The 26,225-nt window shown below is 69.4% G+C and carries 13 protein-coding genes; 5 read left to right on the top strand and 8 right to left on the bottom strand.

Annotated elements, in window-relative coordinates; genetic code table 11:
* The first annotated feature begins 8 nt into the window (after positions 1 to 8).
* Positions 9 to 230, top strand: a complete 222-nt coding sequence (locus tag WME89_RS41920) for a hypothetical protein (protein ID WP_438005187.1) — start codon at positions 9 to 11, stop codon at positions 228 to 230.
* Entirely contained in the window at positions 217 to 1,437 is a 1,221-nt protein-coding gene (locus tag WME89_RS41925) for a DUF790 family protein (RefSeq protein WP_438005188.1), read from the top strand. Before WME89_RS41920 ends, WME89_RS41925 begins: the two co-directional genes overlap by 14 nt.
* A gap of 318 nt (positions 1,438 to 1,755) precedes the next feature.
* Here the strand turns inward: WME89_RS41925 and WME89_RS41930 are convergent, their stop codons facing one another.
* The 6 genes from WME89_RS41930 to corA all read right to left on the bottom strand — a co-directional run bounded on the left by WME89_RS41930 (position 1,756) and on the right by corA (position 19,621).
* The gene (locus WME89_RS41930) at positions 1,756 to 2,109 is read right to left on the bottom strand and encodes a hypothetical protein (protein WP_438005189.1); all 354 of its coding nucleotides are present in this window, start codon (positions 2,107 to 2,109) and stop codon (positions 1,756 to 1,758) included.
* Between the two features lie 1,077 nt (positions 2,110 to 3,186).
* On the bottom strand, positions 3,187 to 14,679 hold the full coding sequence (locus tag WME89_RS41935) for a SpvB/TcaC N-terminal domain-containing protein (protein ID WP_438005190.1): 11,493 nt from the start codon (positions 14,677 to 14,679) through the stop codon (positions 3,187 to 3,189).
* A 129-nt stretch (positions 14,680 to 14,808) separates the two neighbouring features.
* On the bottom strand, positions 14,809 to 15,264 hold the full coding sequence (locus tag WME89_RS41940; protein ID WP_438005191.1) for a hypothetical protein: 456 nt from the start codon (positions 15,262 to 15,264) through the stop codon (positions 14,809 to 14,811).
* 494 nt (positions 15,265 to 15,758) lie between these two features.
* The gene (locus tag WME89_RS41945) at positions 15,759 to 16,808 is read right to left on the bottom strand and encodes a PEGA domain-containing protein (protein ID WP_438005192.1); all 1,050 of its coding nucleotides are present in this window, start codon (positions 16,806 to 16,808) and stop codon (positions 15,759 to 15,761) included.
* Positions 16,809 to 16,899: 91 nt separating this feature from the next.
* Complete coding sequence (locus WME89_RS41950; RefSeq protein ID WP_438005193.1) at positions 16,900 to 17,976, bottom strand: PHP domain-containing protein; 1,077 nt, start codon at positions 17,974 to 17,976, stop codon at positions 16,900 to 16,902.
* 424 nt (positions 17,977 to 18,400) lie between these two features.
* Positions 18,401 to 19,621, bottom strand: a complete 1,221-nt coding sequence (corA, locus tag WME89_RS41955) for a magnesium/cobalt transporter CorA (protein WP_438005194.1) — start codon at positions 19,619 to 19,621, stop codon at positions 18,401 to 18,403.
* 206 nt (positions 19,622 to 19,827) lie between these two features.
* Between corA and WME89_RS41960 the strand changes: the two genes are divergently transcribed.
* Positions 19,828 to 21,177: a hypothetical protein gene (locus tag WME89_RS41960; protein WP_438005195.1), complete on the top strand. Its 1,350-nt coding sequence runs from the start codon at positions 19,828 to 19,830 to the stop codon at positions 21,175 to 21,177.
* Positions 21,178 to 21,479: 302 nt separating this feature from the next.
* On the opposite strand, the gene WME89_RS41965 is transcribed toward WME89_RS41960, so the two are convergent.
* Together WME89_RS41965 and WME89_RS41970 are read right to left on the bottom strand one after the other, a co-directional pair.
* Complete coding sequence (locus WME89_RS41965) at positions 21,480 to 21,905, bottom strand: hypothetical protein (protein ID WP_438005196.1); 426 nt, start codon at positions 21,903 to 21,905, stop codon at positions 21,480 to 21,482.
* Between the two features lie 239 nt (positions 21,906 to 22,144).
* Positions 22,145 to 23,203, bottom strand: a complete 1,059-nt coding sequence (locus WME89_RS41970; RefSeq protein ID WP_438005197.1) for an RNA polymerase sigma factor — start codon at positions 23,201 to 23,203, stop codon at positions 22,145 to 22,147.
* A 221-nt stretch (positions 23,204 to 23,424) separates the two neighbouring features.
* On the opposite strand from WME89_RS41970, the gene WME89_RS41975 reads away from it, so the two are divergent.
* Together WME89_RS41975 and WME89_RS41980 are read left to right on the top strand one after the other, a co-directional pair.
* Positions 23,425 to 24,546 carry a hypothetical protein gene (locus WME89_RS41975; protein WP_438005198.1) on the top strand — a complete coding sequence of 374 codons (1,122 nt, stop codon included), beginning with the start codon at positions 23,425 to 23,427 and terminating at the stop codon, positions 24,544 to 24,546.
* 14 nt (positions 24,547 to 24,560) lie between these two features.
* On the top strand, positions 24,561 to 26,198 hold the full coding sequence (locus WME89_RS41980) for a hypothetical protein (RefSeq protein ID WP_438005199.1): 1,638 nt from the start codon (positions 24,561 to 24,563) through the stop codon (positions 26,196 to 26,198).
* Positions 26,199 to 26,225: the final 27 nt, after the last annotated feature.

The following is a 26,225-nucleotide window of genomic DNA, read 5'->3' on the forward strand; positions in this document are numbered from 1 at the left end:
GCGTGCCGATGACCAAGCCGGTTCCCACAGCGCCGATCGTCGCGAGCTTCCAGGGCGGCACGCTTCGCGTCGTGGGCATCGAGCGCGCCCGGGGTGCGCTGTTCCGCCTCGGGCTTACCGCCAGCCCCGAGCGCGCCGACGGCAGGGGCTACGACGACCTCGTCGTGGCGCTCGCGACGAGCGAGCAGCGGGTGAGCGACAAGCGCCGGGAGCACGTTGCTTACCAGTGACCTCGTGCGGGTCCGCCGCCGGGGCGGGATGGTCGTCCCGCAGTACCTCCGCGGCGCCGCGGCCGAGCGGCTGCTCCCTGTCGCGCGCACGTACCTCGACATCCTGTCGCAGCGGGTCGGCGAGAGCCGCGACGAGGTCGAGGCCGCGCTCGACGCCGTGGAGGTGCCCGCGCGGGACCGCGTCGCCGCGCTCGGGCTGAGGAAGGTGCTCGAGGACGGCTGCGAGTTCGAGGTGCAGGAGGGGGTCGACCCCGAGGCGCTCCGACGCGAGCTGTTCCACGCGGCGGCGGCGGCGCACCGCGCGCTCGACGTGCGCGCGCGGTTCGATCGCGCCGCCGTGCTCGACGAGGTGGCCGGCCGGCTCGGCACGACGCCCGCGGCGATCGAGGCGGGGCTCTACGCCGACCTGCGCGGCGCCGAGATCCTCCGCCGCGCGGCCGCGGACGATCCCGAGGTCTTGTTGGACCGGTACAACCTGGCGCTGGCGCAGTCGATCCTCCTGCGGGCGACGCAGGTGACGATCCGCATCGACGGGGAGAGCGCCGCGCGGTACCGGAAGATCTTCCGCGCGGCGCGGTTCCACGGGCTGATCCACGTGGTCCAGGGGGATCCGGCCTCGGGCTACACGATCGCGCTCGACGGCCCGTTCAGCCTCTTCGACGCGGTCCAGCGCTACGGCCTGCGGCTCGCGATGTTCCTGCCGTCGGTGCTCTCGTGCGCCTCGTTCCGGCTGCGGGCGGACCTGCGCTGGGGGCGCGACAAGGAGCCGCTCGCGGTCGAGATCGGCCCGGCGGACGGGCTCGTGTACCACGGGCGCGAGCTCTCGGAGACGACGCCCGAGCTGGCAGCGTTCTGCGAGGGGTTCAGGAAGCTCGGCTCGCCGTGGAGCGTGGCGCAGAACGAGCGGCTGTTCGCGCTGCCCGGAGAGGTCGTGTGCGCGCCAGATCTCGTGTTTCAGAACGCGGAGACCGGCGAGGAGGTGTACCTGGAGGCGTTCGGGTTCTGGAGCCGAGCTGCGGTGTGGCAGCGCGTCGAGCTGATCCGGAAGGGGTTTCCCGCGAGGATCCTGCTGGCGGTCGGCAAGCAGCTCCGCGTGAGCGAGGAGGTGCTGGGGGAGGACGACGCGGGGGAGATCTACGTGTACCGCGCGACGATGTCGCCGCGGGCGGTGCTGGCGCGGCTGGAGGGGAAGCGCGCCGGGGCGTGAGGGCTGAGGGGGGCCGGGGAGGGAGCCGGGGGAGAGCCGACGGGGAGAGCCGAGGGGTGGGCTCAATCTGCTCCTTGAAGGCAGAACTCGACGGCCTCGATGCGGATGACGTCGCCTGATTGCATCTCGATCTCCCTCCACGCGCGCGAGCTCGCCCTCTGCGGGGGAAGGTCCCCGGACCTCATTGATCGAGGCGCTCAATCCCCAGGGCAGCTGCCTTTCGCACTCCATCCGACGCATCGACGATGCCACCACGACGAGCTGAGGCTGCTCTGAGCTCAGGTTTGATGGCTTGGAGGCGCGTCGTGCCCGGCATCATCATGACGGACGAACTTTTTCGAATGCACAGGCGACCTTCTCCGCAATCGTATGCGGCGCCTCTACAAATAGCGCCGTGCTGTCGTGTAGACCAAAGACAATTTCTGTGCCCGGCAGCTCTGCTTCAAGGTCGTAGAACCACTCCTCTGTTCCTTCGGTGACCCTGTCAAGAATATCAACAGGAACAAGAATCACATCTTCCGAATCTAGCCTCTCCTCCCACTCGTGGATCTGGCATCCATAGCCGCGGACCTTATGAAGCTTGCACGTGGAATCTTCTATGTCAGCAACTTCATACACTCTCCGAAGCAATTGCTGCAACGGAAATCTCTGGGGCGTCTCATCTTGATCCATGATCCAATACCGCATTGCGCACCATTGATATCGGCTGCGTACTTACAGTAGCTCCGGGTCCCCGCGTTAGAATCTACCCTTTGGCGCTAGCGTAGGATTGTTCGGTGTAAGCTTATGCTGGTGAGGATCTGGGTGGATATCGGGGTAGCCGTGATCTGTAAAATCAATGTCCGGCTTTGTCCCCCGGATCCCAAGCGGACCCAGCCCCGGTGCCCGATGATGGCCAGGGGAAGCGATCCCACGAGTGTTAGCTCACTGCTCCCAGCGGATCGCCATTGACTCCATAAACTCCATGACCTCCGCTTCACTCTCAACCCAGACGTCAAATGTCCCCGCAGGTTCCTTTGTGACTATAATGAATCCACTTGGAACACATCGATCAATGCGCACCCTCTCGATTGGAGCGGATCCGTCATTAGCACTCGACACGATCCCCCACGTGGCAACTGGAAAGGGAAGGCTAGCCACAGCTACTCCAGCGGAACATAGTTATTGGACATGATCGCATCTTTGCCCCGACGCATCGGATCGACGTTCTCGAAGTGCACGTGGGGTCCAATATCCCCGTGCGCACCAGTGATCGATGCTTCATCGACACGGAACTGTTTTGTTCCATCGGCGCTCCGGAAGACACCCGTTCCCGGTCACGAAGCGGGCGTGGGAGCAGGCGATGGCTGATAATCTTAGGGCCTGCGATATCGACGAGACGTGCGCGGCATTACCTCTAACTCTCGCACTGGCGAGCTGGCTGCCGTGGGAGGCGAACTCAATCTGCTCCTCGAACACAGAACTCGAGGGCCTCGATTCGGATTACATCGCCTGATTGCATCTCGACCTCCACGCACGCGCCCCTGCCATCGATGGGGGAAGGTCCACGAACCTCGTTGATCGAGACGCTGAATCCCCAGGGTAGCTGCCTGGCACACTCCATCCGATGCACCGATGATGCCACCACGACGAGCCGAGGTTGCTCTGGATCACCGGTGCGAATCCGCAAGCGCACTTCGCCAGACTCCCAGCGGAGTTCAATCGTCTCGAGCGTCGCATCGTGTAGCGATCGCCACGCTTCGTCCCCGGTCATCCGCCACCTCCGAGCGGGAGGTGCGCACCAGGCGATTCCGGCTCAACGACGTTGCCGTTCATGTCGATACGCTGGCCTGCGGGGTTGTTCACGTGTCCGTGAGGTGAGCTAGCGTTGGGATGCGAGAGTATCCGCTGGCGCCCCGTTTGAGGGTCGATGTACGCGCCGCGTCCACCTGCGGGATCCGGACCGCGGGGAGCGAGCCCGAGCTCGCGAGCTCGTGCGTCGATCTGTGCGGGCGTCTTCCCAGCAACTTCACTAGGAGCGATATGGCCAACCGGTCCTGCACGCTCCGGCAGCAAGCGGCTGGGATCGGTGATGCTCCCGTCCCCTGCCGCTCCCCCACCGCACGGCTGGGTGTTGTGGCTGAGGACGCGGAGCTCGGAGACGAAGTACTCATGCTCGGACTCGACCTCCAGGTTGAAGACGCGGTGCGCACCCGGTAGCACATCCACGCCGGAGACCGCAAGCGTGCCCGAGGCGGTCCTGACACGCTCGCCTGTCTGCAGGTTGTCCGCCCGCACCCAGTCGCCGCGATCGACCGAGTAGAACCGGTGCGATGACGTCGCCTCGATGACCTCGTCCTCTTCGCTGAAGCGGAGGCGCACGACGTCGTTCGCCGTCTGGTTGATCGTGCTGAGCACGACCCGACCAGGCCCGGCCGCGATCTGCGGGGCCGGCCCGATGCGCTTCACCAGCGCCTCGCCGGCCAGCGAGATCTCCTCGTACGCCAGCCAGACCGTCCGCCCCACCAGAACCCCGTTGGCCGCGAGCCACGACGGCGGCCTGAGCAGCCGGATCTCGATGGTATCGCGCGCCCCCGCCCGGCTCGGCATCTCGAGCTCGACAAGCCGCCAGCTCTCGTCGACGAGCGTCTCGCTCCGGCCGTCCGAGGTGAGCACCCGGTCGCCCACCGACACGGTCTCGATCGGCACCAGCCCCGACGAGGTCGCCACCTCCGTACCGGCGACGAAGCACAGCCCCGGAGCACCGCACATGCTGCCGACGCAGTTATCGGCCTGCTTGCCGAGATCGGCGACATCGTCCATGTGCCGGCCGGCGTCCGCGACCTCGTCGCCGTGCTTGGCGACGACCTTGGCCGCGTCCGCGCCCGTGTCGACCGCCTTGCGCATGTCGTTCAGCTTGTCGGCGCCTCGGACTGCCTTGAGCGCGGCGCCCGCGCCGCCGGGCACGACGGGCAGGGCCAGCGCCAGCGCGTCGAGGGCCACACCGCCGGCGTCGAGCGCGGCGCTTCCCCAGTTGCCCTTCTGCACGTTGTCGACCAGCGACACCACGCCCATCCCCAGGCTGAGCGCGTCCCATGCCGACTCGATCCACTGCCCGTTCGGATCGACATAGTTCGTCGGGTTGTTGCCCGTGTACGCGTACAGGCTGAGGTTCACCGGCGCGTAGACCCCGAGCGCGGGCTGCCCACTGAAGTACTGCGCGACCATCGGATCCGGGCTCAGCCACTGGCTCTGGCGCCCGTCGTAGTAGCGCGCTCCGAAGTAGTGGAGGCCGGTGCCGATATCGAGCTCCTTGCCGCTGAACGTGTAGCGGCGGGCCAGCTCGTAGCGGGAATCGGTCTCGTCGCGCCAGAGCTCGCCGCTCGGGAAGTACTCGTTGTGCTGGATGAGCGTCTGCTCTTCGTTGCTCGAGTACTGCGTGCTCCTGAGGTGGTCGGTGTGGAAGTACAGCGTCGGCGGGTGGTTCAGCCAGGCGCTGTCCATCTTGGACGCGAGCTGCGTGTCACCCGCGTACACGTGCTTGGTGAGGTAGCGACCGTCGCGGATCGTGAGGTCCTGGCTGATGTATGCCGTCTCTTCCTGGCCCACGACGTCGTGCTTCGAGATCGCGCGCTGCCCCTCGCCATCGTAGAGGTTCCTCGAGCGGGTCTGGTTGAAGAGCTTGATCTCGCTCGCGAGGTTCTCTTCGTTCCAGATGATCTCGCGGGTGGCGCCACGGAAGGTCCATGTCCGCTGATTGCCGCTCGCGTCGTACTGGTAAACGCGATCGTCGCGCTGCGTCTCCACATGGAGCTTCTCGGACGTCTTCGTGACCGCGTGAGGCCGGGGCCCCGCGTAGGTGTAGATCGCGTCGTACGTCTGCTCGGGGATGGGGTGATCGTTCGCCCACCCGTCATCTTCGCCGTCCTGTTCATCACGCGGAGAGGAGTCCGGCACCTGCCGCAAGCTCTTGTTCGTCTTCCTGGTGATGTTGTGGATGTCGTCGTACTCGAACGCCTGCGTGTAGCGATACCTCTCATGGGACCTGGCCTGCACCACGCCGGCCGCCTGCGTCAGGCGGTCCAGCGCGTCGTACCGGTACGTGTGCTTCAGGTTGCCGACGAGCACGCTGCCGTTCATCTGGTTGTCGAACGGCGCGTCGTTCCGCAGCTCGGTCACGTTGCCGGCATGGTCGTACGTGTAGTCGAGCCGCTGGAACGGCCTCGCCGGCTTGTTCTGCTGACGCAGGAACGGGTCGCGATGGTCCGCGTTGACGTTGGCGAGCCTGCGCGTGCGCGGCTTGTACTGGTACGTCGTCTCGATGAAGTTGCCCGCGATGAGCCGGACCTTCTGCCCGAACTCGTCGTAGCCGATGTGCGCGAGGTAGATAGTGTTCGGCGACTCGTCGGGGTGCTGCTCGTTGATCTCCGTGTTCAACCCGAGGATGCTCTTGAGGTTGCCGCCGGCGTCGTAGCTGTAGCTGATCACCTCGCGGCTCGGATCGCCGAGCGGCATCTGGTCGGGGTTGGTCCCGACCCGCAGGTCCGGGAAGAGAATGCGCAGCACCCGTCCGAACGAGTCGAACTGATGCTCGACCTGGTAGCGGTAGGGACCGCGGTGCGGCTCCCGCAGCCGTGGGAACGTCGCCTGGAGCTGGACCCTGTTGCCGTGCCGATCGTAGCGGAAGGTGCGCTCGCCGGCCTCGCTGGTCTCCGTCATGACGCGACCGGCGACGTTTCCGTCCTCGTCCCCCGCGAGCGACGGACCACCGTAGGTGTAGACCCGCGGCGTGCTCGTCGGATAGGTGACCTGCCGCAGGCGATTGTAGTCGTACTGGTAGGTGATGCGCTGCGACGACGCCCGCAGCTTCGCGGTCTGCTTCTCCCGCAGGTTGCCGACCAGATCGTACTCCCACTCGATGAGCCCGGCGTCAGGGCTGTTCAGGCTCACCATGCGCCCGAGCGTGTCGAACGTCGCGGTCGTGACGTTGCCATGAGCGTCCTCGACCTCGAGCAGGTCGCTCACGGCGTTGTAGCGATACTGGGTGACGATCGGCGTGCCGTCCGCTGGATTCGCGCGCTCGATCATCTCGACGACGCGATCCGTGACGTCACGGTGCTGGATGGTCATCCCGTCGTCGAGCTCCGTGACCGTGGTGCGGAAGCGCAGGACTCCCTCCTGGTCCAGCCCGAAGCCGTAGGTCGTATGGGTCTCGACGGAGTTCTGCCCGACGTCCTCCTGATCGGAGGGCGTCGTCAGCTTGGTCACGCGCCCGAGGGCGTCGTACTCCCACGTCGTGAGGATATCGTCCGCGTCGGATACGTCCACCAGGGCGGTGGCGGCCTCCGTGCTGAAGACGGGCTGGCCCTGCGCCTCCCGGCGCCCGCGCTCGTCGAACTGGAGATAGCCGCTGACCATCATCCCGACCTCGGTGTGGTCGCCGAAGTCCTTCTCCAGATCTTTCTTCGTCTGAATGACGCGATCGAAGCCGTCGATGAAGGTGACCGTCTCGACGTAGTCGTGGAGCTGGGGCGTGGTCGTGGGCGCGTTCCGGGAGACGTCCTTGTGGCCCATGATCGCCCAGAACGGCGCGGCAGAAGCCCCCGGCTGCAGCCCGTACACGGCGCGCAGCGTGGGGACCACGCCCTCCTGCGCGACGGGATCCTCCACGAAGTCGTTCGGCCCCCACACCGCGAGCAGGCGGCCGAAGGCATCGTACTTGTACCTCGTGCCGTGGCCGTTCAGGTCGGTCGTGGTCTCGACAGCACCGAACAGGTAGTCCGGGCTGCTCTCGGACGTGTAGCCGAACGAATCCGTGATGCTCGTCCGGTAGATCCCCGTGGCGTCGTGGAGGTAGGTGAGCTCGTAGGCGTTCGGATCAATCAATTTGTGGATGTTGCCGAACTCGTCCCGCTCGATCGTGACCGTGCTCGCGGCGTCGTTGTACGTCGCGGTGGAGCCCGGAACGCCGCCCCCAGTGATGTGATGGCTGAACGTCTCGAGCGCGCCGGTCGTGGGATGGTAGGTGGCCCGCCGGTCACGCAGCACGGCGCCTGACGCGCTTCCGCTGCGCGCTGCCACCCGGTCCGGCTGCGCGAGGTACAGCTCGCTCGGGCTCGAATAGCTGAAGCCGCGCGTGTCGTACTCGACCTTGTAGAACAGGTCGTCCGCGGTGCCCTCGTCGGCGCTCAGGAAGAGCGTATCGAGGCCGCCGTGGTCGAAGCTCCAGGTCCGCTGCTCCGCCGTGGACTTCTGAGCCGTCGCCTCTCCCTCGAACCACTCCGTCGTGCGATGCGTCTCCGCGGGGAAGAACGAGCCGACGATGGGATCCGGCTTGTCCTGCACGCTCGCACCGCCGGGCGTCGGGTCTTCGTACGTGAACGTCTGGCGCGTGTAGGGGACGAGATCGCCGCTCGGCGTGAAGCCGCGCTCGATCGCCTGATGGACCAGCCCACGACGGTAGTAGTCCTGATTGAAGTAGTGCGTCTCGACCTGCGAGCCGTCGCCCGAGCCGTCCACCCAGCTGCCCTCGCTGTTCTTCACGCCGCGCGTCATGGTGACGATCGACGAGCCGTAGTCCTCGCGCTCGACGCGGTCGTACTTGCCCGTCTGCGCGCGGGCGGCTCCGCCCGCCGGCGCCGTGTAGTCCAGGGTCTGACCGAGGGCCTGGCCACGGCCGTCCATCGAGACGACCGAGACGAGGGCGTAGCTGTTGCCCGGCAGGTCGACGCTCGGCTCCGCCTCGTCGCCGACCTCGTTGCCGTAACGCTCGTACGTGAGCTCGAACCTGCCGTCGAAGGGGCGATTGACGGCATTGAGGAGGTTGGCCCTCCCGAGCTGGTTCAGCTTGACGTGTACCTCGGCATGGCCGTCGACCTTGGCGACGTGGTCGACCAGCCCGTCGCCGTTCACGTCACGCCAGGCCACGTCGCTGCCGCCTGCCGTGTCGTTGTAGAAGCCGTAGACGCTGCCGCAGACGAAGAAGTAGCAGATCTCGGCGTCGAAGGTCGCGCTGTAGTCGCGCGAGCTGGAGAAGGTCAACGCCTCCTGCTTGCGCTTCTCGGTGTCGAACGTCTTCAGAATGTCCGAACCGACGGTGGCGAATGCATCCTCCACGTCGCTCGGCCATGGCGGGAGATCCCACGTCTGCTCCGTGTCGAAGCGATCGCCCAGGTTCAGCTTGACCCGAAGCTGCGGGTCATACGGCAGCCGGCTGACGTGATCGAGCAGGCCATCGCCGTTGACATCGATGAAGTCCACCGCCTGCCGGTTGAGGCTGTAGACGTACCCCGCGCCGACGTGACCGCCGCCCCCGAAGAGGCCCACGCTGAACGACGCGCCGACCGAGACGCCTGCGCTGAGCGAGCCGGTGTCCTCGTAGCGCGCCGCGTTCGGACCGGTCTCGACGTCCATCACGTTGATGGCATTCAGCACATCCTCGCGGAGGCCGATGCCGCTGGCGCTCCAGTCCGGATTCGGCCACTCGATCGGCGCCGTCAGGCCGTAGCCGGTGTTGAGGCGCACGACGGGGTTTCCGCCTTCGGGGCTGAAGGATACGCGGTCCGGCAGGCCGTCATGGTTGATGTCGAGCAGCTCCGTCTTCCCGGAGCTCACCGCGTAGTCGAGCCCGACGGAGAAGCTCGTGGACATGACCGCGCGCGTCCGGCCGCGCGTGTCCGTGTCCGGGACCGCCTGGTCCTTCTCGTCGCTGCCGCCGAGCGACATGCTCGCCTTGAAGCGCATGCTCTCCTGGTCGACCTCGCGGAACTCGTCGAAGTCGACCGCGCGCTTGGAGGTGAAGCCGCCGCCGGTGTTGAACAAAACGCCGTTGCGCGTCACCAGGTCGGGCAAGTTGTCCCCGTTCATGTCGAGGAAGTCGACCTCACCCGTGGTGTCGGCCGCGCCGATCCCGATACCGACGTTGAAAGCGTTGGCGTCCAGGCCGTAGCTCCACGTGTCGGACAGCCGCAGCGCCTCGATGCCCGCGCTCCCCGAGAAGCCGCGGCCGGCCTTCGTGCGCCCGGGCGAGAACAGACCGCGTCCCACGAAGCTGCCCTGACCACGCGTGCTGTACACGGGACCAGCGCCGCCAGCCATCCCCGCGCGGGAGATGGTCGCGAAGAAGAAGGGCGCCGTGTCGCTGCTCACGTTCGCATGCTGGATCGCCGCTTCGCTGAAGGTCTGGTCGCCGCGATAGTCCCCGAACGACCATCGGTGATAGCCGCCCGCCATCATGTCGTGCGTGGGCGCCGGCGCCTCGGTGTCCCCGAAGTTCGGATCCAGCCAGCGGACGTTGACGGGCGCGAGGTCCCCTCCGGTCGCCGGATCCCAGTACACCTGGCCATCACTGGGCGTTGCGCCGACGCGCGTGAGGGGCGATCTGGAGATCAGGGTGAAGTAGATGGGCTCGCCCGGGGTGATGCCGACCGGAGCGGCGAGCGCGACGGGGCCCGTCGCCGTGGGGCCGAGGCACGCCTTCGAGAAGAGCTTGTTGACGCCCTGCACGAGGGCGCACACCGGGTGGCTCGTGACGCCCTTCATGAAGGTGCCCGCGCTGGTCGAGCTCTCCGCCGTCACTGGCGTCGTCGGCGCGCCGGCCTGCCACATGAAGACGGCGACGTTTACCTCCGGCTGGTGCACGATGAAGCTCACGGGCACCGGATCTTCCGGCGTCGGATCGTTCTCGATCTCGCAGACGATCGTCTCCAGATCTTCCTCGGAGGGACCGCACCCGAGCACGGCCCCCTCCACGTAAGCCTCGGCCTCCGGGTCCGGCCGGCTGTAGCGCGTGTACTCGACGACGGGCTCCCAGCCCACCCGCTCGGGATCCACCGGCGAGTCCGACTTCAGCTCGAAGTAGAGCAAGTCGCCCGTATCGACGCGGATGCCCGCCCCGGTGACCTGATACGCCCCTTCGAAGCCGGCGGCCAGGTTGGTGTGCGCCACGCGCTGCGCGTCATCCCACGCGTCCGCAGTGGACGGTACCTTGTAGACGTTGAGCTCGACATCGTCGGAGGTCGAGAGCTTGGTCCCCCCGCCGAGCACGCTGACCTCGCCCGGCGCGTTCGGGATCCAGGGCCGCTTCGGCATGCCCACGAGACGGAAATCGTCGGCCAGCGACGTGCGGTAGACGAACGAGCCGTACACCTCACGGTCGTCGGCGCGGCTGGCGGCGATGCCCTGGTACGCGATCTCGGGAGACCACTGCACGAGATCCTTGCGCGGGTCGTCGACCGCGCTCACGCGGAAGTAGAGGTCGTCCCCGACGCTGAGGGCCTCCTGGAGCGGCGTGGAGCCGTTGCAGGTGTTGCCCGCGGTGGGCACGCACGGCGCCAGATCGCCCCCGGCGAACGTCCGGGTCCAGATCGGCGGGAGCGCGTCGTTCTTGAGGATGGAGACGGTGACCCCGTCGCCGCCCGCCGCGCCCTTCTGGATGGCGCCGCCGAGCTGCACCGTGCCGGCGAACGGCGCCTTCCAGCGCGCCAGCGGGTCGACGAGGAAGAAGCTGCTCTTCTGGTTCTCCAGGCGGACCGCGTTCGCGAACGCGATCATCGACTCGTCGTACGCGCCGAACGTCTCCTCGCCTCCGAAGCGGTCCTTCGCGCCCTTGCGGACCTTGATGGCGCCGTCGCTCACCCACACCTGATCGACGAAGCCGTCGCCGTTGATGTCGGAGAGGATGTGGCGATCCTCGGCTTCCGTGTGGGCGAGGCTACCGCCGAGGCCGAGAGCGCCGCCGAGCACGGAGATCCCCGCTCCGGCAGTCCAGCCGCCGGTGCTCGTGTATCCGAGCGAGTTCTCTCCGACACCAGGGATGCTCTTGTAGCTCAGGTGATCGAAGGGGGGCAGGAGGCGAGGCGCCGTGTTGACGCTGCTGCTCACGCCGGTGAGGAGGTCGAGCATCCCGTCGCCGCTGACATCCAGGAGCGAGCGGCGCACGCGGCTGTGCCCGCTGGAGCCGCCGAGGCTCGCGCTCGCGGAGATGACCGGGGTCTTCACGCCGATGCCGCCCCCACCGCCGAAGCTCGAGCCCTTCGTCCGGGAGAGCCCGAAGTCCGTGCGCAGACCCGAGCTCGACTTCAGCGTGCCCCAGACCTCAGGCTCCGCGAAGGGGGCCGGGGGCGGCTCCTCGTACTCGAAATCGTGCTTGTACAGCTCGGTGCCGTCGGTGCCGAGCAAGCCGACCTCCTCGAGCAGCGTCTTCTGGAAGGCGCCGAGCGTGTAGCGGAGGTCGTAGCTGCGGATGATCGTGTCGCCGAAGGCGACCTCGACGCTCTCCAGGCGGCGCGACGTCTTGATCGGGAAGCCGGCCCGCGCGTCGACGGTGCGGTCGGGCCGGGTCTCGGCGGCGTCGAGCACGAAGCTCACGTTGTAGGTCCCGTCGCAGTCGACCTCGTCCGCCGACGTGATGGCGCCGTAGCAGATCTTCTTCGGATAGACCTGCGGCATCGAGACGCCGGACATCGTCTGCTCGTCGTGGAAGTACTTGAACACGATCCGATTCCCGAACCGGTCCTCGGCGTACTCCAGGTTCCACTTGAAGATGCGGCTGGCGTCGTTGGGGTCGGCGAGACGCGCGTTCGCTGTCTTGCCGTAGACCGACTTCACCCCGTTCTTGTCGGTCACCTCCCAGTAAACGATCCCCGGCTCGCCCGTCGGCAGCCGCAGGACGCGCTGGAACGCCCCCTCGACGCGGCGCTCATACCGCATGCCGCCGGCGGCGGGGCCCACGGCGGTCAGCTGGGCGCCGTCGAGCGCGTAGCGCACCGAGCCCGCGACGGAACCCGGGTGATCGTTCTGGATCTTGGTACCATCGTAGTCGGGGACGCCGAAGCGCGTGTCGTGCTGGATGCTCGAGATCTCGAGGTCCCAGCCGATGCCGAGCCAGCCGTTGCCACGGCCGCTCGAGTACGTGAGCGCCAGATCGGGGTCGAGGCCGTTGCGACCCGGCGGCACGCGCAGCGGATAGCCCAGGTTCGCCGTGCGCTGCGGGCTCGCGCTCGGCGGCTCGATCAGGTCCACGCCGGCCGATGGGCTGCCGAGCTCGATGCCGTTCATCGCATCGGGCAGCGTGTTCTTCGGACCCGGCGCGTCCGGCGCCGGGAGCGTGGCGTTCATGAACTCGGTGAAGTGGTCGGTCTCGCTCACCATCACGCCGGCGCTGGCGTCCGCCACCTTGGGGATCGCTCGCCACAGGCCGACCGGCACGTCGAAGTAGAGGGTCGAGATGCTGCGCATCGTCGCCGCAGGCGGCATGCCCTCCCGGTCGAACGGCAGCGTGAGCCGCGCGGGCCGCTTGAAGCGCAGCCCCGCCGGGCCGAAGCGGAAGCTGCCGCTGCCCGGCACCACGTTGACGAGCCCGCGCCCGGCGGGCGAGGCATGATCGCGCGTCAGGGGTCGAATCGTGATGCGCACCGGCTCCGAGACCGCCCCCGCCGGGATCTCGAGCGTCGCGCCGGCGTAGTGCAGAGTCTTCGCTTCACCGGGCGTGACCCACTCGCCATAGGGCGCACCCACGTCGGGCGTGAGGCCGTCTGGCGCGGCCGCGAGCGCGCCCTTGTCCAGGCACGGCCCGAGCTCGACCTGGCGAGCGACGGTGGAGCCATCCGCGAGGGTGGCGCGCAGCTGAACCGACCACGCGGCCCCTCCCCGCGCCTCGGGGACGCTGAGCTCGAAGGCCCCGTCGCCGCCCAGCTCGGCGGGTGTGAGGGCGCGGCCATCGACGCTGACACCCGTCACCGCGGCGCCCGCGCCGTGCACGAAGCCCCGGACGTAGGCTCGCCCCTGCTCGCACTCGCCGTGCAGCGGGTAGGCAATGCGGAGCTCCGGACGCGCTTGCGCCGGCAAGGCGCTCGCGGCCACGCGCAGATCGCCGATCGGCGAGGATTTCTCCTTGCCGCCGTGGAACGAGAAGCGAACCGCGTCGAGCGTCGCGAACACGCCCACCGCGTCCCATTGATGCCAGCCGGGCGAGAGGCCTCGAAGCGGGATCTCGAGGCGCTCCTTCCTCCCTGCGGCGATGGCGACAAGCTTGCCGTCCGACGGCTCGGTCAGGCGGAAGCCGAGCGTGTGGGGGGCCGAGGGCTCGGCGAACGCGACCGTTCCGAGCTGGGTTGCCTGCGCCGAGGGCGGACGGCCTGCGATGCTCGACAGCTCGGCGGGGGAGACCGCAGCGTAGCTGCCGCCGTGCGGGATCCCGATCACGCGCACGTGGCTCACGCTGTAGCTCGACACGGAGCCGTGCTCGACGGAGCTCCGCGGCGCCCCGAACGCCACCTGATTCACGCCCTGCTCGAGCCACGCGGGGTTGATCTCCTCGACCTGCAGACCGGACTTGGCGCTGGCCGGCGGGAGCGCCGCCGACGCGCGCTCGGCCGCCCCGTTGATGCTGCGCGGCACCCCGCTCCAGTGCGACACGCCCTCGAGCTCGTAGACCAGGAACGCGCGCGACAGCGACCGCGGCTCGGCGAAGACGTCGACCTCGAATGTCTGAGCGCCTTTCCCGACCTCGCCGAAGCGCGCCGTGGCGCGATCCGAAGAGAAGACGAGCGCCCCCGGGAAGCCGTTGCTCGTCACCCGATCGGCCCACTGCGCTTCCGGCAGCACGCCCACCGGGTCGCGGGCGCCCCAGAACGCGAGCTCTGCCAGGCCGGACTCATCCCCGGGGAGCCACTCGATGAGCGCCCGCTCGGCCAGGACGGGCAGCGGCATGCGCAGCGGGGCGAGGGCGCCCGACAGCTCCAGCGGGCGCTGCTCCACGCCCTCGAGGACGCGCTCGCCCCCGGCGCCATCCACGGTGATGGTCAATGCGCCCCGGGTCCGCCCGAAGCCGCTGACCTGGTGGATCCAGGTGGGCTCGGCGAAGCGGACCTCGACGCGAATCGGGGCTCCCGAGGGCGAGGACAGCGTCGTCCGCGCGTCGCCGTCGAAGAGCGACCAGGCTGCGCTCGGATCGACGTTCGCAGGGGCGTTGAGCCACTGCGCCGAGGCCACCGCCGCGACGGTCGTCGCGTCGCCCGAATCCGGGAGCGCGGTCGCCGCATCCCGCGCCACGCTCTCCGGCGCCGCAGCGCCAGATAAGCCAGCCTTCGCGGACTCGATCTCGCGCAGCGCATCGTCGAGCGGGAGGCTGGGCTCCGCCGCGCTCGGCGCTCGCGACGATGTCGCGGCCAGCGCGGCGATCGGCCCCGCGAGCCCCAGCACGTGGATCAAAACGACGGACGTGGTCCGAGCCCTCTTGGATCGACCGATGACATTCAGCATGGTGCGCTTCCTCGCAGCTCGCTGGTCAGCTGCTCACTCCCATCACAGACGAAGCGAATCTTCCCTGCGCCGCGCCCCAGAAGGCCGCGTAGCCGCCCCTCGCGCGCTCCAATCGTCGGTTTCATGGCTTCACAGCCCGCCCGTCCAGGTGCAGGTCTCGAACTCTTGCCGCGCGGTGGTGATGGCCTGCCGGCACACGTGCGCCAGCGCTTGCTTCTTGAAGGGGCTTTCGGCCAGCGTCTTCCACGCGGTCCGCTGGCGGCGGATGCCGTTCTGCTGCTGGGTGAACTGGTGCGACGGCAACGTCGCCTGCATGCACACCTCGTATTGATCGAGGTAGCTGTCGCACTCCGTCACGCCGGTGCTGCCGTCGTTGGCGGTCAACGAATTCGACGCTCTGCCGGCCCCCGGTGAAGCGCCGTCCTCGCATGCGAGGAGCAACAAACAGATGGCGCCCAGCCACGAGGCGCTGCGCAGCGGCGCGCTCGGGAGCCTGCTGGAGCCCGCAATCTTCAGCCGAACCGGCGGCCGCACGCACGTCGCCGCCGCACCGCGCCCCTGGGCGCTGCTGCCATGTTGCTGCATGTCGCTTCCTTCCCGAATCGTCCCGGTCAGGGACCAATGCCTAGAGCCAACGGGGCTCTGACGCTCCGCTGCGTCACATCGCGCAGGAGTCTCCGGGCGGCGTTACCCACCGCCTCGGAACCATAGCGGCGTATGTAAGCACTGCGACAAGCAAACCGTCCAGAGCCACTCGTGCTTACAGCAAAAATCTGTCGACCGCTTCAAGCTCCCATCGCATGTGCTCGCGGACGGACCAGCGGGCCAAGCTGTCTGCCGGCGCTCCGGTGCTTGCTTCGACCGGAAGCCATCTGCGCTGGAGCAGGCGGGCGTTTGCCGGGCGCCGGCGCGCGCGAACGGTGGATAGAGCGGCGACGCAGGCAGGGTCGACCGCCGCGGCGGGAGCGGCGAGCTTCCGTGCGAGATCGACTCTCGACAATCGTGTCGAGGTCGCGGCCCGGCTCACGACGACCTCCGGCGCGCAGCGGGCCAGCGTCGCTAAATCAGGACGTGCCTTGTCACCACGTGCCCTGAAGGAAGACCCCCGCCCGCTCTGCCGTCATCACCGGCACGACACGGACGCCCTGGCGGGCCGGCTCGCTCGCCAGGTACGACAGATCCGTGAGGAACGCGGCCGCCGTCACGGCCGCGAAGACGCCGCCCGCCACCAGCGTCCCCACCCCGAGCTCGCGGAACAGGTCCCGCGCCTCGGCCGTGTCGCGGAGCTCGGCGCAGGCCGGCGGCGCGCCCGCCCCCCCACACGCGGACGGGTCCCACCCCCCGCGGCGGAGCGCGGTTTCCTGCGCGGCGAGGCCATCGCGGAGGACGCCGGACCGCAGGAGGAAGACCGTGCCGGCCGCCACCGTCGCCGTCGTGAGCGCCACCCCACCGATGCGCAGCTCCGCCAGCGGGAAGGTCGACCCCGCCGGAGGCGCAGCCGGAGCCGCCGAATGCAGCGCAGCAGGGGCCGCCTCCGGCGCGCGCGCGACGCGCTCCGGAAGGCGCCGCAGCTTGAGGACGATCGGGAGCGTCAGGCCAGCCTCGGCGGTGAACGAGCGCACCGCCTCCTCGTGCCCCTCGAGCCGCGCCCGCGCGGTGTGCTCCCCCGGCTCCACGAACACCTCTTGGACCGGCTCCGGCGGGTAGAGCGCCTGCCCGTCCATCAGGACCTCGGCGCCCGGCGGATTGGTCGTCACGTAGACCGTCGCCACGCGCTTCGCGGCGCGCTGCAGGCCATCATCGACCCGGTCGCGGAGCCATCCGCTGATCACGCCCCGGTGCTGGAGGCACTGCGCCAGGTGGCTCGCCGCGTCCCGATGCCGCCCCAGCGCGAGCTCGACCAGCCCGAGCTCCCCGGCGATGGTCGCCCGCTCCGCGTCGGTCGTCCACGCCCCCTGCGCCGCCTCCAGCGCCCGCTCGAAGGTCGCCGCGGCCGCCACCTGCCGCCCGGCCGCCTGCGCCTGCCTGGCGCGGCGCAGCAGCCCCGTCGTCATCGACGCCGCGCGCGCGTCCGGATCGTCGTACGGCTCGTCCGCGCTCGCCGCATTCCCGACACCGGCGACGGACACCGCGAGAGCGCATGGCAACACCCAGGAGAGCAAGCGACGCACGCACACTGAGATACTTGCTGCGGCGATCCCAGGTCAACTGGCAGCTTCGTCACTCCACCGTGGCGTACGCCTGCGTCCACGCCCGCTTCCCGTCCGGCCGCGTGATCCGCGCCCGCACGTAGCGCTCCCCCCCGCGGAGCTGGTACGTCGCCCGCCCCCCGAGCGGCCGCTGCCGGTCCAGCACGCGCCCGCCGGCGCCGATGAACTCGACCACGGCGTCCGTCGCCGCCGGCCACACCGAGAACGCGTCGTCGACGATCGCGATGCGCCGCAGCCTCGCGCCCGATGACGCATAGAGCCGGCCCCAGGCCAGCGCGCTGCAGATCGCGGCGGGCGACACCTCGCGGGAGAACACCTCGATGAACCCGCGGCCCGGCCCCGCGGGCGGCGCGTTCGAGTCGGCCACGAGCTGGTGCAGGTCGTCCACCGCCACCGCGGCGACCCCGCCGCCGGAGGCCCCCCTCGCCGTCAGCACCGTGTCCCACAGCGCCTCGTGCGACGGCCGCTTCGCGTCGCCGTCCGTGTACACGTACGGGTGACCGCTGTGGATCTCCAGCAGCTCCGCCGCGGGCGCCCCCAGGATGTCGGCGGCCGAGAGCGCCCAGTCGAAATTCGGATGGTTGATGAGCGCCACGCCCCCCTCGGCCCGCACCCGCTCGATCGCCCACCGCAATGCGTCGACCCGCGTCGGGAAGGTCCCGCCCCCGATCTGCCCCTGCGCGCACAGCGCATTCACGTGCACCGGCCGTCCCTCCGCCGTCATCGTGACCTCCTCACCCGGGATCACGGCAAAATTCGACGACGCCTGGAGGTGCTGGAACATCGCGGGATCGACACGAAGGTTGTGGTCTGTCAGGGCCACAAACGTATACCCGTGCTCGCGGTACCAGCGGACGACCTCGCGCGGCTCGCTGTCCCCGTCGCTCAGCGATGTGTGTGTATGAATGTTCCCGCGCTGGAATACCTCCACGTCCAGCGTCTTTTCGAAGCGCAAGCGGCCCGGCGGCCCGCCTTGCCCGGCGGCGGCGTCGGGAGCGGCCGAGAGGTTCTCCTTCCAGCAGGCGAAGGCGAGGAGCGCCGCCGCACCGACGAGCAGGAGAGCGATCCAGCGTCCGCGATTCCTCATCTCGATGATCGAGAGAGTATACCGCTGGCCGCGGCCGCGACCAATTCGGCGCAGCGTATTCGCGCCCGCGCCACGAGCGCGGCTCCGCCTTCCGCCTTCCGCCTTCCGCACGTCCACCGCTCCCCGCGCCTCCCGGCTCCCCGCGCTTCCCGGCTCCCCCTCCCCGCCTGCTGCCTGCCCCGGCTTGCTCCCCCTTCCCCCTCAACTCATTCCTTCTCCACGCTTTTTTTCTTCACCGCACCCAGGAGCGGCGACGAGCGCCTCGCGGGCGGCGGGCTGCGCCGCTTCCGCGAGGAGCAACGCGACGCCTCGGGCCCCGGTCGAGGCGGCGCGCCGCGAGGCGCTCGCGCGCCGCCCCGTCGACGCGCGCCTGCTCAGCAACCTCGCCTTCTACACGACGGCGAAGAAGCGCTGACGCGCCCCGTCACCGCTGCCGCGGCTCGCTGTCGTCGGTGTTCTTCCCGAGCCAGCCCTTGCGGCGGTAGTACGTGAGCAGCCCGATGACGCTCGCCAGCATCAGCGCCCAGACGAGCGGATAGCCGAAATACCAGTCGAGCTCCGGCATGTTGTACGGCGAGCTCTCGTGGTGGAAGTTCATCCCGTAGATGCCCGCGATCGCGGTGACCGGAAGGAAGATGGTCGAGATGATCGTGAGCACCTTCATGATCTCGTTCATCCGGTTCGACATCCCGGACAGGTGCAGATCCATGAGGCCCGAGCTCAGCTCGCGGTAGGTCTCGACCATGTCCATCAGCTGCACCGAGTGGTCGTACGTGTCGCGCAGGTAGAGCCGCGTGTCCTTCGTGATCATCGGGTTGTCCTCGCGGAGCAGCGTGTTGACCAGGTCGCGCTGCGGCCAGATGGCGCGCCGCAGCGTGAGCAGATCCCGCTTCATGTCGTGGATCGGCTTCGACATCGGCCGCTTCGCGTCCATGACCTCGATCTCCAGATCCTCGATCCGCTCGCCGAGCCGCTCGAGCACCGGGAAGAAGCCGTCGACCACCGCGTCGAGCAGCGCGTACGCGAGGTAGTCGGCGCCCCGCTGCCGCACCGTGCCCCGGCCGACGCGGATGCGCTCCCGCACCGCCTCCATGACGTCCCAGTCGGCCTGCTCCTGCACCGTCAGGACGAAGCTCTTGCCGACCAGGATCGCGAGCTGCTCGGTGCGCAGCACGCAGCCGTCGCTGACCTGCGCCATCCGCGCGATGATGAGGACGTGCTCGCCGCCGTAGACGTCCGCCTTCGGCCGCTGGGGCACGTTGACCATGTCCTCCAGCGCGAGCGGGTGGACCTTGAAGATCTCGCCCAGCCGCTCGAAGGTCGCCTTGTGCCCGAGCCCCTGGACGTCGACCCACGTGATCGAGGGCCGCTCGTCCGTGAGGTACGGGATGCACTCGTCCACGGACTGCATCTCCTTCTCGGACACGACCTCGGCGTCGTAGTCGATGACGAAGATCTTCGGCCGCCGCGTGTCCTCGATGACGAGCGTCCCGGGCGGCGACGCCGGCGGCGGCTCGTGCACGAGCCGATCGCGCTTCGGCCGCTGCGACGACCGGTCGAGCTCGGCCCTCTCGTGGGCCCAGGAGGTGCGCAGCTGTGGCTCGCTGTTGCTCTGCGACTCGGGGGGTAGGGTGGCGCTCGTCACGGGGCCGGGATGGTAGACCAAGATCCCCCGGCATCGAGCGCGCTCGCTCCGAAACGCCCCGTGGCGTATGCTGAGCTGGCTGCGGAGGGGAACGGGCGCTCGCAAGGCCGCCTCTTCTTCCTCCCTGTCCTGCTGGCCGGGGGAGCACCGCGAGGCGCGCCGGCCCGCGCCCCGCGCCGCCGCGCGCCCTGCCCTGCCGGATGCCCATGGGAACGACCCTCGACATCGCGATCGGCCTCGTCAGCGTCTTCTTCCTCCTCAGCGTCCTCTGCTCGGCGATCTACGAGGCGCTCGCCGGCGTCTTCCGGCTGCGCGCGCTGAACCTGGCGCAGAGCATCGAGATCATGCTGGCCGACCACGCGCTCGACCCGCACGTGCTCCGGCTGCTCGTCGCGCGCGAGGCGGCCGCCCGCGACGCCGCCGCCCGCGGGCTCACCCCGAGCGAGCCGGCCGCGCGGCGCCTGCTCCGGGTCGCCGCCGACCTCGTGCGCACCCGGCTGATGCCGTCGCCGCACCCGAGCCCGCTCGCGGCGGCGCTCCGGCAGCACCCGCTGATCAAGGACCTCAAGTACGGCTGGGTGGGGCCGTCCTACATCCCGGCGCACGCGTTCGTGGCCACGCTGATCGACACCCTGCGGCACATCGACTGGTCCGGGGGCGAGGCGCCGTCGCTCCCACAGGCCAGCGCCGCCGCGCCGTCGCTCCCGCTGGCCAGCGCCGCCGCGGCGCCCGTCACCGCCGCCGCGCCCGTCGCCGCCGCCGCCCCCGCGTCGCCCGCGAGCGACGCCGCGCCCTCACCAGCGCCGGGGAGCGCCGCGGAGCCGTCGCCCCCGCCCACCGGCGCCGCGCCCTCGCCGCCGCCCGCCAGCGCGGCGCCGCCGAGCTGCGACGAGGAGCCCCTCGACGAGCTGCGGCAGATCATCGAGCGCATGCCCAGGGACAGCGACCTCCGGCGCGCCCTCGGGACGATCGTCGACTGCACGGTCAGGGACATGCGCGAGGCCAACATCCGGCTGGAGCGGTGGTTCAACGACGCCATGGATCGGGCCACCGGGCGTTACAAGCGCCGGGCGCAGCTCATCATCAGCGCGACGGCGCTCGCCCTCTGCATCGGGTTCAACGCCGACAGCATCAAGCTCGCGGGCGCCCTCTCGCGCGACGCCGCGATGCGCGCGGCCATGATCGTCGCGGCCCAAGAGATGGTGAAGACGCCGCCCCGCGAGGCGCCGCTCGACGGCGGCATGGACAAGGACGAGGACGTCATGGCCGCGCTCAACAAGGGCGGCGGCGCGCACAAGCAGCTCACCGGGCTCGGCCTCGACATCACCTGGGGCGTGCAGGCCCCCGAGCAGATGAGCGCCCCGAGGCTCTGGAATGCGCTCGCGGCGCTCCTCGGCCAGGGCGTCGTCGCGTGGATCCGCGGGGTGCTCGACAGGCTCCTGAGCCCCGGCATCCTCATCACCGCGGTCGCCGCCTCGCTGGGCGCGCCCTTCTGGTTCGACCTGCTCAACAAGCTCGTGAACCTCAGGACCGCCGGCAAGAACCCCGAGCCCTAGAGCCCCCGAAGGGCGCCGGACCGGACGCCAGCGTGAACCGCTGACCGGCGCCCCTCACCCCCGCCGCTGACCGGCGCGCGCGGCGCTCGGCACCGGCCAGATGTCAAGGAGAACTTCCTCACGGGTTCACCTGTGCCGTGGCAGGGCGCTGCCGCTCCCGCACACGTGGCTCCGGAGGGCGTCCTCCGAGGTGGCGTCGGACCCCTGCGGCGAGACGAGCATCTCCACCGCTGTACCGAGTCCATCGGCGCGGGCGGCGACGGCGCCTGCGCCGAGCGGCGCCCCTCGAAGCACCGGGCAGACTAACCAGGTACACCCGCTCTCGCGAGCTCGTACACCTGCGCGGCCCAGGCCAGAGCTGCGTGCGCCGCGCGGGCGGCTGGGTCCTTGGCGCTCATCGCGTCCAGGATTGTAAGTACCCGCCGTCGCCCTTCTTCGTCGACATCGACCCAGCGGTTCATCGCTTCGTCGAGCGGTGTGATGCGACAGATCGGCGCAGGGGTTTCAGGAGCTCCAGGTTCGTCCTGGCATCCAGGAGTCGCCTCGTCCAGGACCAGCCGAGCGAACGTCAGGAGCGCCGCCGCCACCTTGCCCGCTGGATCGCTGTGGTACGCATTGAATCCCTCGTCGATGAGCGCCTGCACATGCCCCTTGCTCAACGGAACAACACGCCATTCCATCCGTTGAACCAACGGCTTGAGCTTCGATCTTCGGTCCTCGGATTCCACTTCTCCTCCGTTGAGCTCTCGCCCGGCTGAGGCATCCCCTCGAATTCTTCGGAAAATTCACAGGGAGGCGGGGAGACGGGGAGGGGAATTTCTAAATACTCCCTGTCTCTTCGCCTCCCTGTTCAATTTCCGCCCCCGCCCCCACGCGAGCAGACAGCGGCGACCGCAGCCGTGGTTGTGGATGTCCGACGACATCACCTGCGTCACCGCCTGCTGGCTGTCGGAGGGACGCCGAAGACTCAGCGGATTTGCGCCAGGAGCGCTTCACGCTCCGCGGCGAGCTGCCCTTGCGGGAACTCCCGTGCATGCGTCTCGAGCAACCGGCGCGCCTCTGCATCTGCGACCGCGCTATGGTCCTCGATGGCCCTTCGGGCCTCCGCGATGAGGCTCTGCTCGCGCTTGCGGACGGCTGGGACCGCGGCGCGGACGGGGAGCGAGGTACGACGAACCGGCGCGCCTGACGGAGCAGGCCCCCGTGCTTCTCGGTCCTGCGTCGGCTGCTCGGTCTCCTGCGCGGCCGTCGCGACCGCCGCGCGCGTCGAGAGTTGGGCCGGTGGCGGAGCGTTCTCCTCCGCGGCCGATGCGGGCGCAGGGGCGTGCACCGCCGCCTGCCGCAACCACGACTCCGGACTGAACGAGTCCGGCAACGGCGCGATGAGGGCGCCGGTCAGCACGACGACCGCCCCCTGCACCAGGATCTTCATGCCCAGGCGGCCTAGCTTGCTCAGCCACCCCTCGCGGCCGCGCAGATCGAAGGCGAACGGGACGCATGCAGCGTCGTCCCATCCGCGCGAGCGCTGCCGCGCCCTCCGGCGTTCCACGGCCACGGCGAGGCCCTTGAGCGCTCGGCGGTAGTGTGTCCTCACCGTCTTCGGGTTGAGCCCCAGCTCGGAGGCGATCTCGACGAGCGGCACCTCCTCGATCGCGTGCTTGATCAAGACGTCGCGGTACCTGGGGTCGACCTGGTTGATCAGGTAGCGGAGGAGCGCCTCCCGCTGCTGCCTGCGGAGCATCTCTTCCGGAGTCGGGCACTCCGCCCGAAGCTCGTGCTCGTCGAACGAGGTAAGGACCTCCCCCCGACGGCGTGCGTTCCGGACGTGGTTTCGCGCCTGATTCAGGACGATGGTGGCACCGTAGGACGCTCGGGCCTCCCCGAGCTCGACCCGCAGATCCGCTTCCAGTCCCCGCAGCAAGGCGTCCTGCGCGAGGTCCTCTGCGTGTCGCGCAGGGACACCGAGACGCCGCGCGAGGCGCCGGAAGAACTCGAAGCCGGTAGGGGTGCTGCCTGGCTCGCCCATGACCGGTAGAACACCTGAGCCGCCTGCAGGGCTTCAAAAAAATGCAGGGCGGCCCCAGGGCCGGTCGGATAACGTGTGACATGTGGGTCGTCGGGCATGTGACTGCACGAGCCTCGATGGCCACCTTCCTAGATCGGCTGTGGAATTCTCATTCGATCGCTCGGATCATGACACTTTCAGCGCCGTTGACGCGCCACAGCTGGCGTCAGTACGGTCCATGCATGCGTTTCGTTGCGCACTCGCTCTGGATGTGCCTGATGCTTGGCGCCGTGATCGGCACCACGCATCCGGTCCGTGCGGAGGACGGCAAGCCGGCCCTCGCGCGAAGCGACGGCTCGAACGTCAAGGACCATCTTCGTCGCGCCCGACGAGCTCGGGCAGCGGGCAAGTCGACCGAGGCACACGCCGCCTACAAGGCGGCCTTCGAGGCGATCGACGCGACATCTGTCACAGAGCGAGAGGCTGCTGAGATCGCTGGAGAGCTGGGCCTCTGCGAGCTCGACCTGCGCAAGTTCCGTGACGCGGCGGAGCACCTGGCATGGAGCCTTGAGCGGCGAAAGGCGCTTTCTCCTGTGCAGCAAAAGAGATTTGACGACGGACTGGCCAAGGCTGTTCCGTTCGTCGCGACGCTCTATCTGTCGGTGGATCCGCCGGATGCCGAGGTGCTCATCGACGGCAAGCCCATCGGCCGACCCAGGCGGACCTACACGCTGTTCTTCGAGCCTGGCATGCACATGGTGCGGGCCCGAGCACCGGGCCGTGAGGAAGCATCCCAGACGCTGGACGCGCGGGCGGCGACAGAGCCGAGGATGACGATCCAGTTGCCGCGCGCCGCGGTGAGCAGGACGGGCGAGGGCGAGCCAGGGGGCCCGGCGAAGAAGGCGGCGACGGAGGCGCACGCGGCGACGACCTCCACGCAGGCTCCGGCGCCATCGGCTACATGGCCGCGGACGGCGCGCATTGGCGGCGTCGTGCTCACGACGGCGACGGCGGCGGCCGGCGCGGTCTTCCTCCTGCGCGCTCATGTGGTGCACACCAACCTGCGCGAGGCCAACACTGTACGTCGCGAGCAGGGGTGGCCGTCCGACGCCTGCCGCAAAGCGAGCGCGCCGGCGGCGTGCGCCGACATTCATGCCCAGATCGAGGAGCGGGACCTGTTCGCCACCCTTGGCAAGGTGTCGCTGGCGACGAGCGCCGCGTTCGGCATCGCGACGGCGGCCTCCTTTCTTACGGAGGTCGCGGTCTTCGGGGACGCGCGACCCGCGCGACCGGCCAAAGGCCTCCGCATCGTACCGGTGACGACGAGCGAGCGGGCAGGTGTGATCCTCGAAGGTGCATGGTGAGGCGGAGGGTGGGGATGCGTCGCAACTTGAGCTGGCGAGATCGAGAGCTCGTTCGTTACCTCGCGGCCCTCATGCTCGGCATGACCGGCGCCACCGGCACGCTCGGGTGCTATTCTGAAGACTGTGCGGCGGGCTTCCTGTGCGAGAGCCCTCCTCCCCAACCGGGGCCCTGTGACGGCGATCCAGCGATGGCGCCGGCCCTGGATGAATGCGGCGTGTTCGTCAGCGAGCAAGGCGACGACGAGAGCCCGGGGAACAAGGGAGCGCCGGTCAAGACGCTTCAGCACGCGATCGGGCTCGCCGCGCACGGACGAGGGCGTGGCGAGGCGCCGACCCGGCGCGTGTACGCCTGCGGCGGGGCGTTCGAGGAGGCGATCTCGCTCCCGCAGGGAGTCGACCTCTGGGGCGGCCGTCTGTGTGCCGGCGGCGACTGGTCCTACGGGGGGCCGCTCGATGGGCCGAACGCGTTGACCGTCATCGCGCCGCCCGTGGGCATCCCGGTGCGGGTGCTCGGGGGGGACGACGCCGCCATCGCTGGGGACGACGCGACGTCGGTGATCTTCGGCGTGCGCGCCGTGGCGGCCGACGCCTCCGCGGATGGCAAGTCGTCGATCGCGATGATCCTGGAGCATGGGGCCAGGGCGATCGTGCAGTCGAGCGTGATCCTCGCAGGCGACGGCAAGGATGGAGAGTCGGGCGAGGACGCGCCGAGCTTCCGCGCGAATGCCGGCGTGGTGGGGAACAACGGCGCGGACGCCTGCACCGCGGACATGGCGCCGGGCGCCCTTCCGGTCGTGACCATGTGCGGCGACGGCATCGAGTCGGCGGGTGGCCAGGGGGGCGATGGAGGCCTCGAGGCCGGCCGCGATGGAGCTTCAGGGCTGCCGGAACCGGCCGGGAATCCGCCCGACCTCGGCCTGGGTGGCTCCGGCGCGGTCAGCATGGACTGCAAGGATGGCGAGAGGGGAGCAGTCGGCGCCGATGCAGAGCGCGCCGCCGGAGCAATGGATCCTGGTCTCCTGGGCCTCGACGGATGGGCCGGCGTCCGCGGGGACGACGGGAAGCCGGGCGGCGTCGGCCAGGGCGGCGGCGGGGGGGGCGGCGGCAAAGGGCGCGAGCCCGTGAACGCGTGTCCGGCCGGTCGGCCCCAGGGCGGTGCGGCCGGCGGATCAGGCGGCAGCGGCGGGTGCGGTGGCAAGGGGGGCAAGGGAGGCGACTACGGCGGCGCGAGCGTCGGGATCGTGGCCTTGCAGGGGAGCTACCTCACTGTCGATGCCAGCACGGTCCTCGGAGCCAAGGGCGGCGATGGCGGTGTCGGCGGGACGGGCCAGTGGGGAGGCTTCGGAGTTGCCGGCGGCAATGGTGGACGCGCTTTTCTGATCGAGGCGTCGCGAGGCTGCCGCGGCGGCTTTGGCGGCAATGGTGGCCGCGGGGGCGATGCCGGCGGCGGTCTCGGCGGCCACTCGTTCGGCATCGGCTCCGTCGGCGCCTCCGTGACCATCTTGCAGAATGCGACGGTCTTGCCCGGGGAAGCCGGCGCCGGGGGGCTCGGCGGCAACGCAGCCCTGGAAAGCGGGCTCGGCCAGGGGCGAGAGGGGACTGCGCTGTTCTGGTACCGGTTCGATGCGCCAGACCCGGAGCCGCCTCGATGAACCGCGCTGTGCTGGCGGCGCACGTCA

This window comes from Sorangium sp. So ce321 (assembly GCF_051530195.1).
In the GTDB taxonomy this organism is placed as follows: Bacteria; Myxococcota_A; Polyangia; order Polyangiales; family Polyangiaceae; genus Sorangium.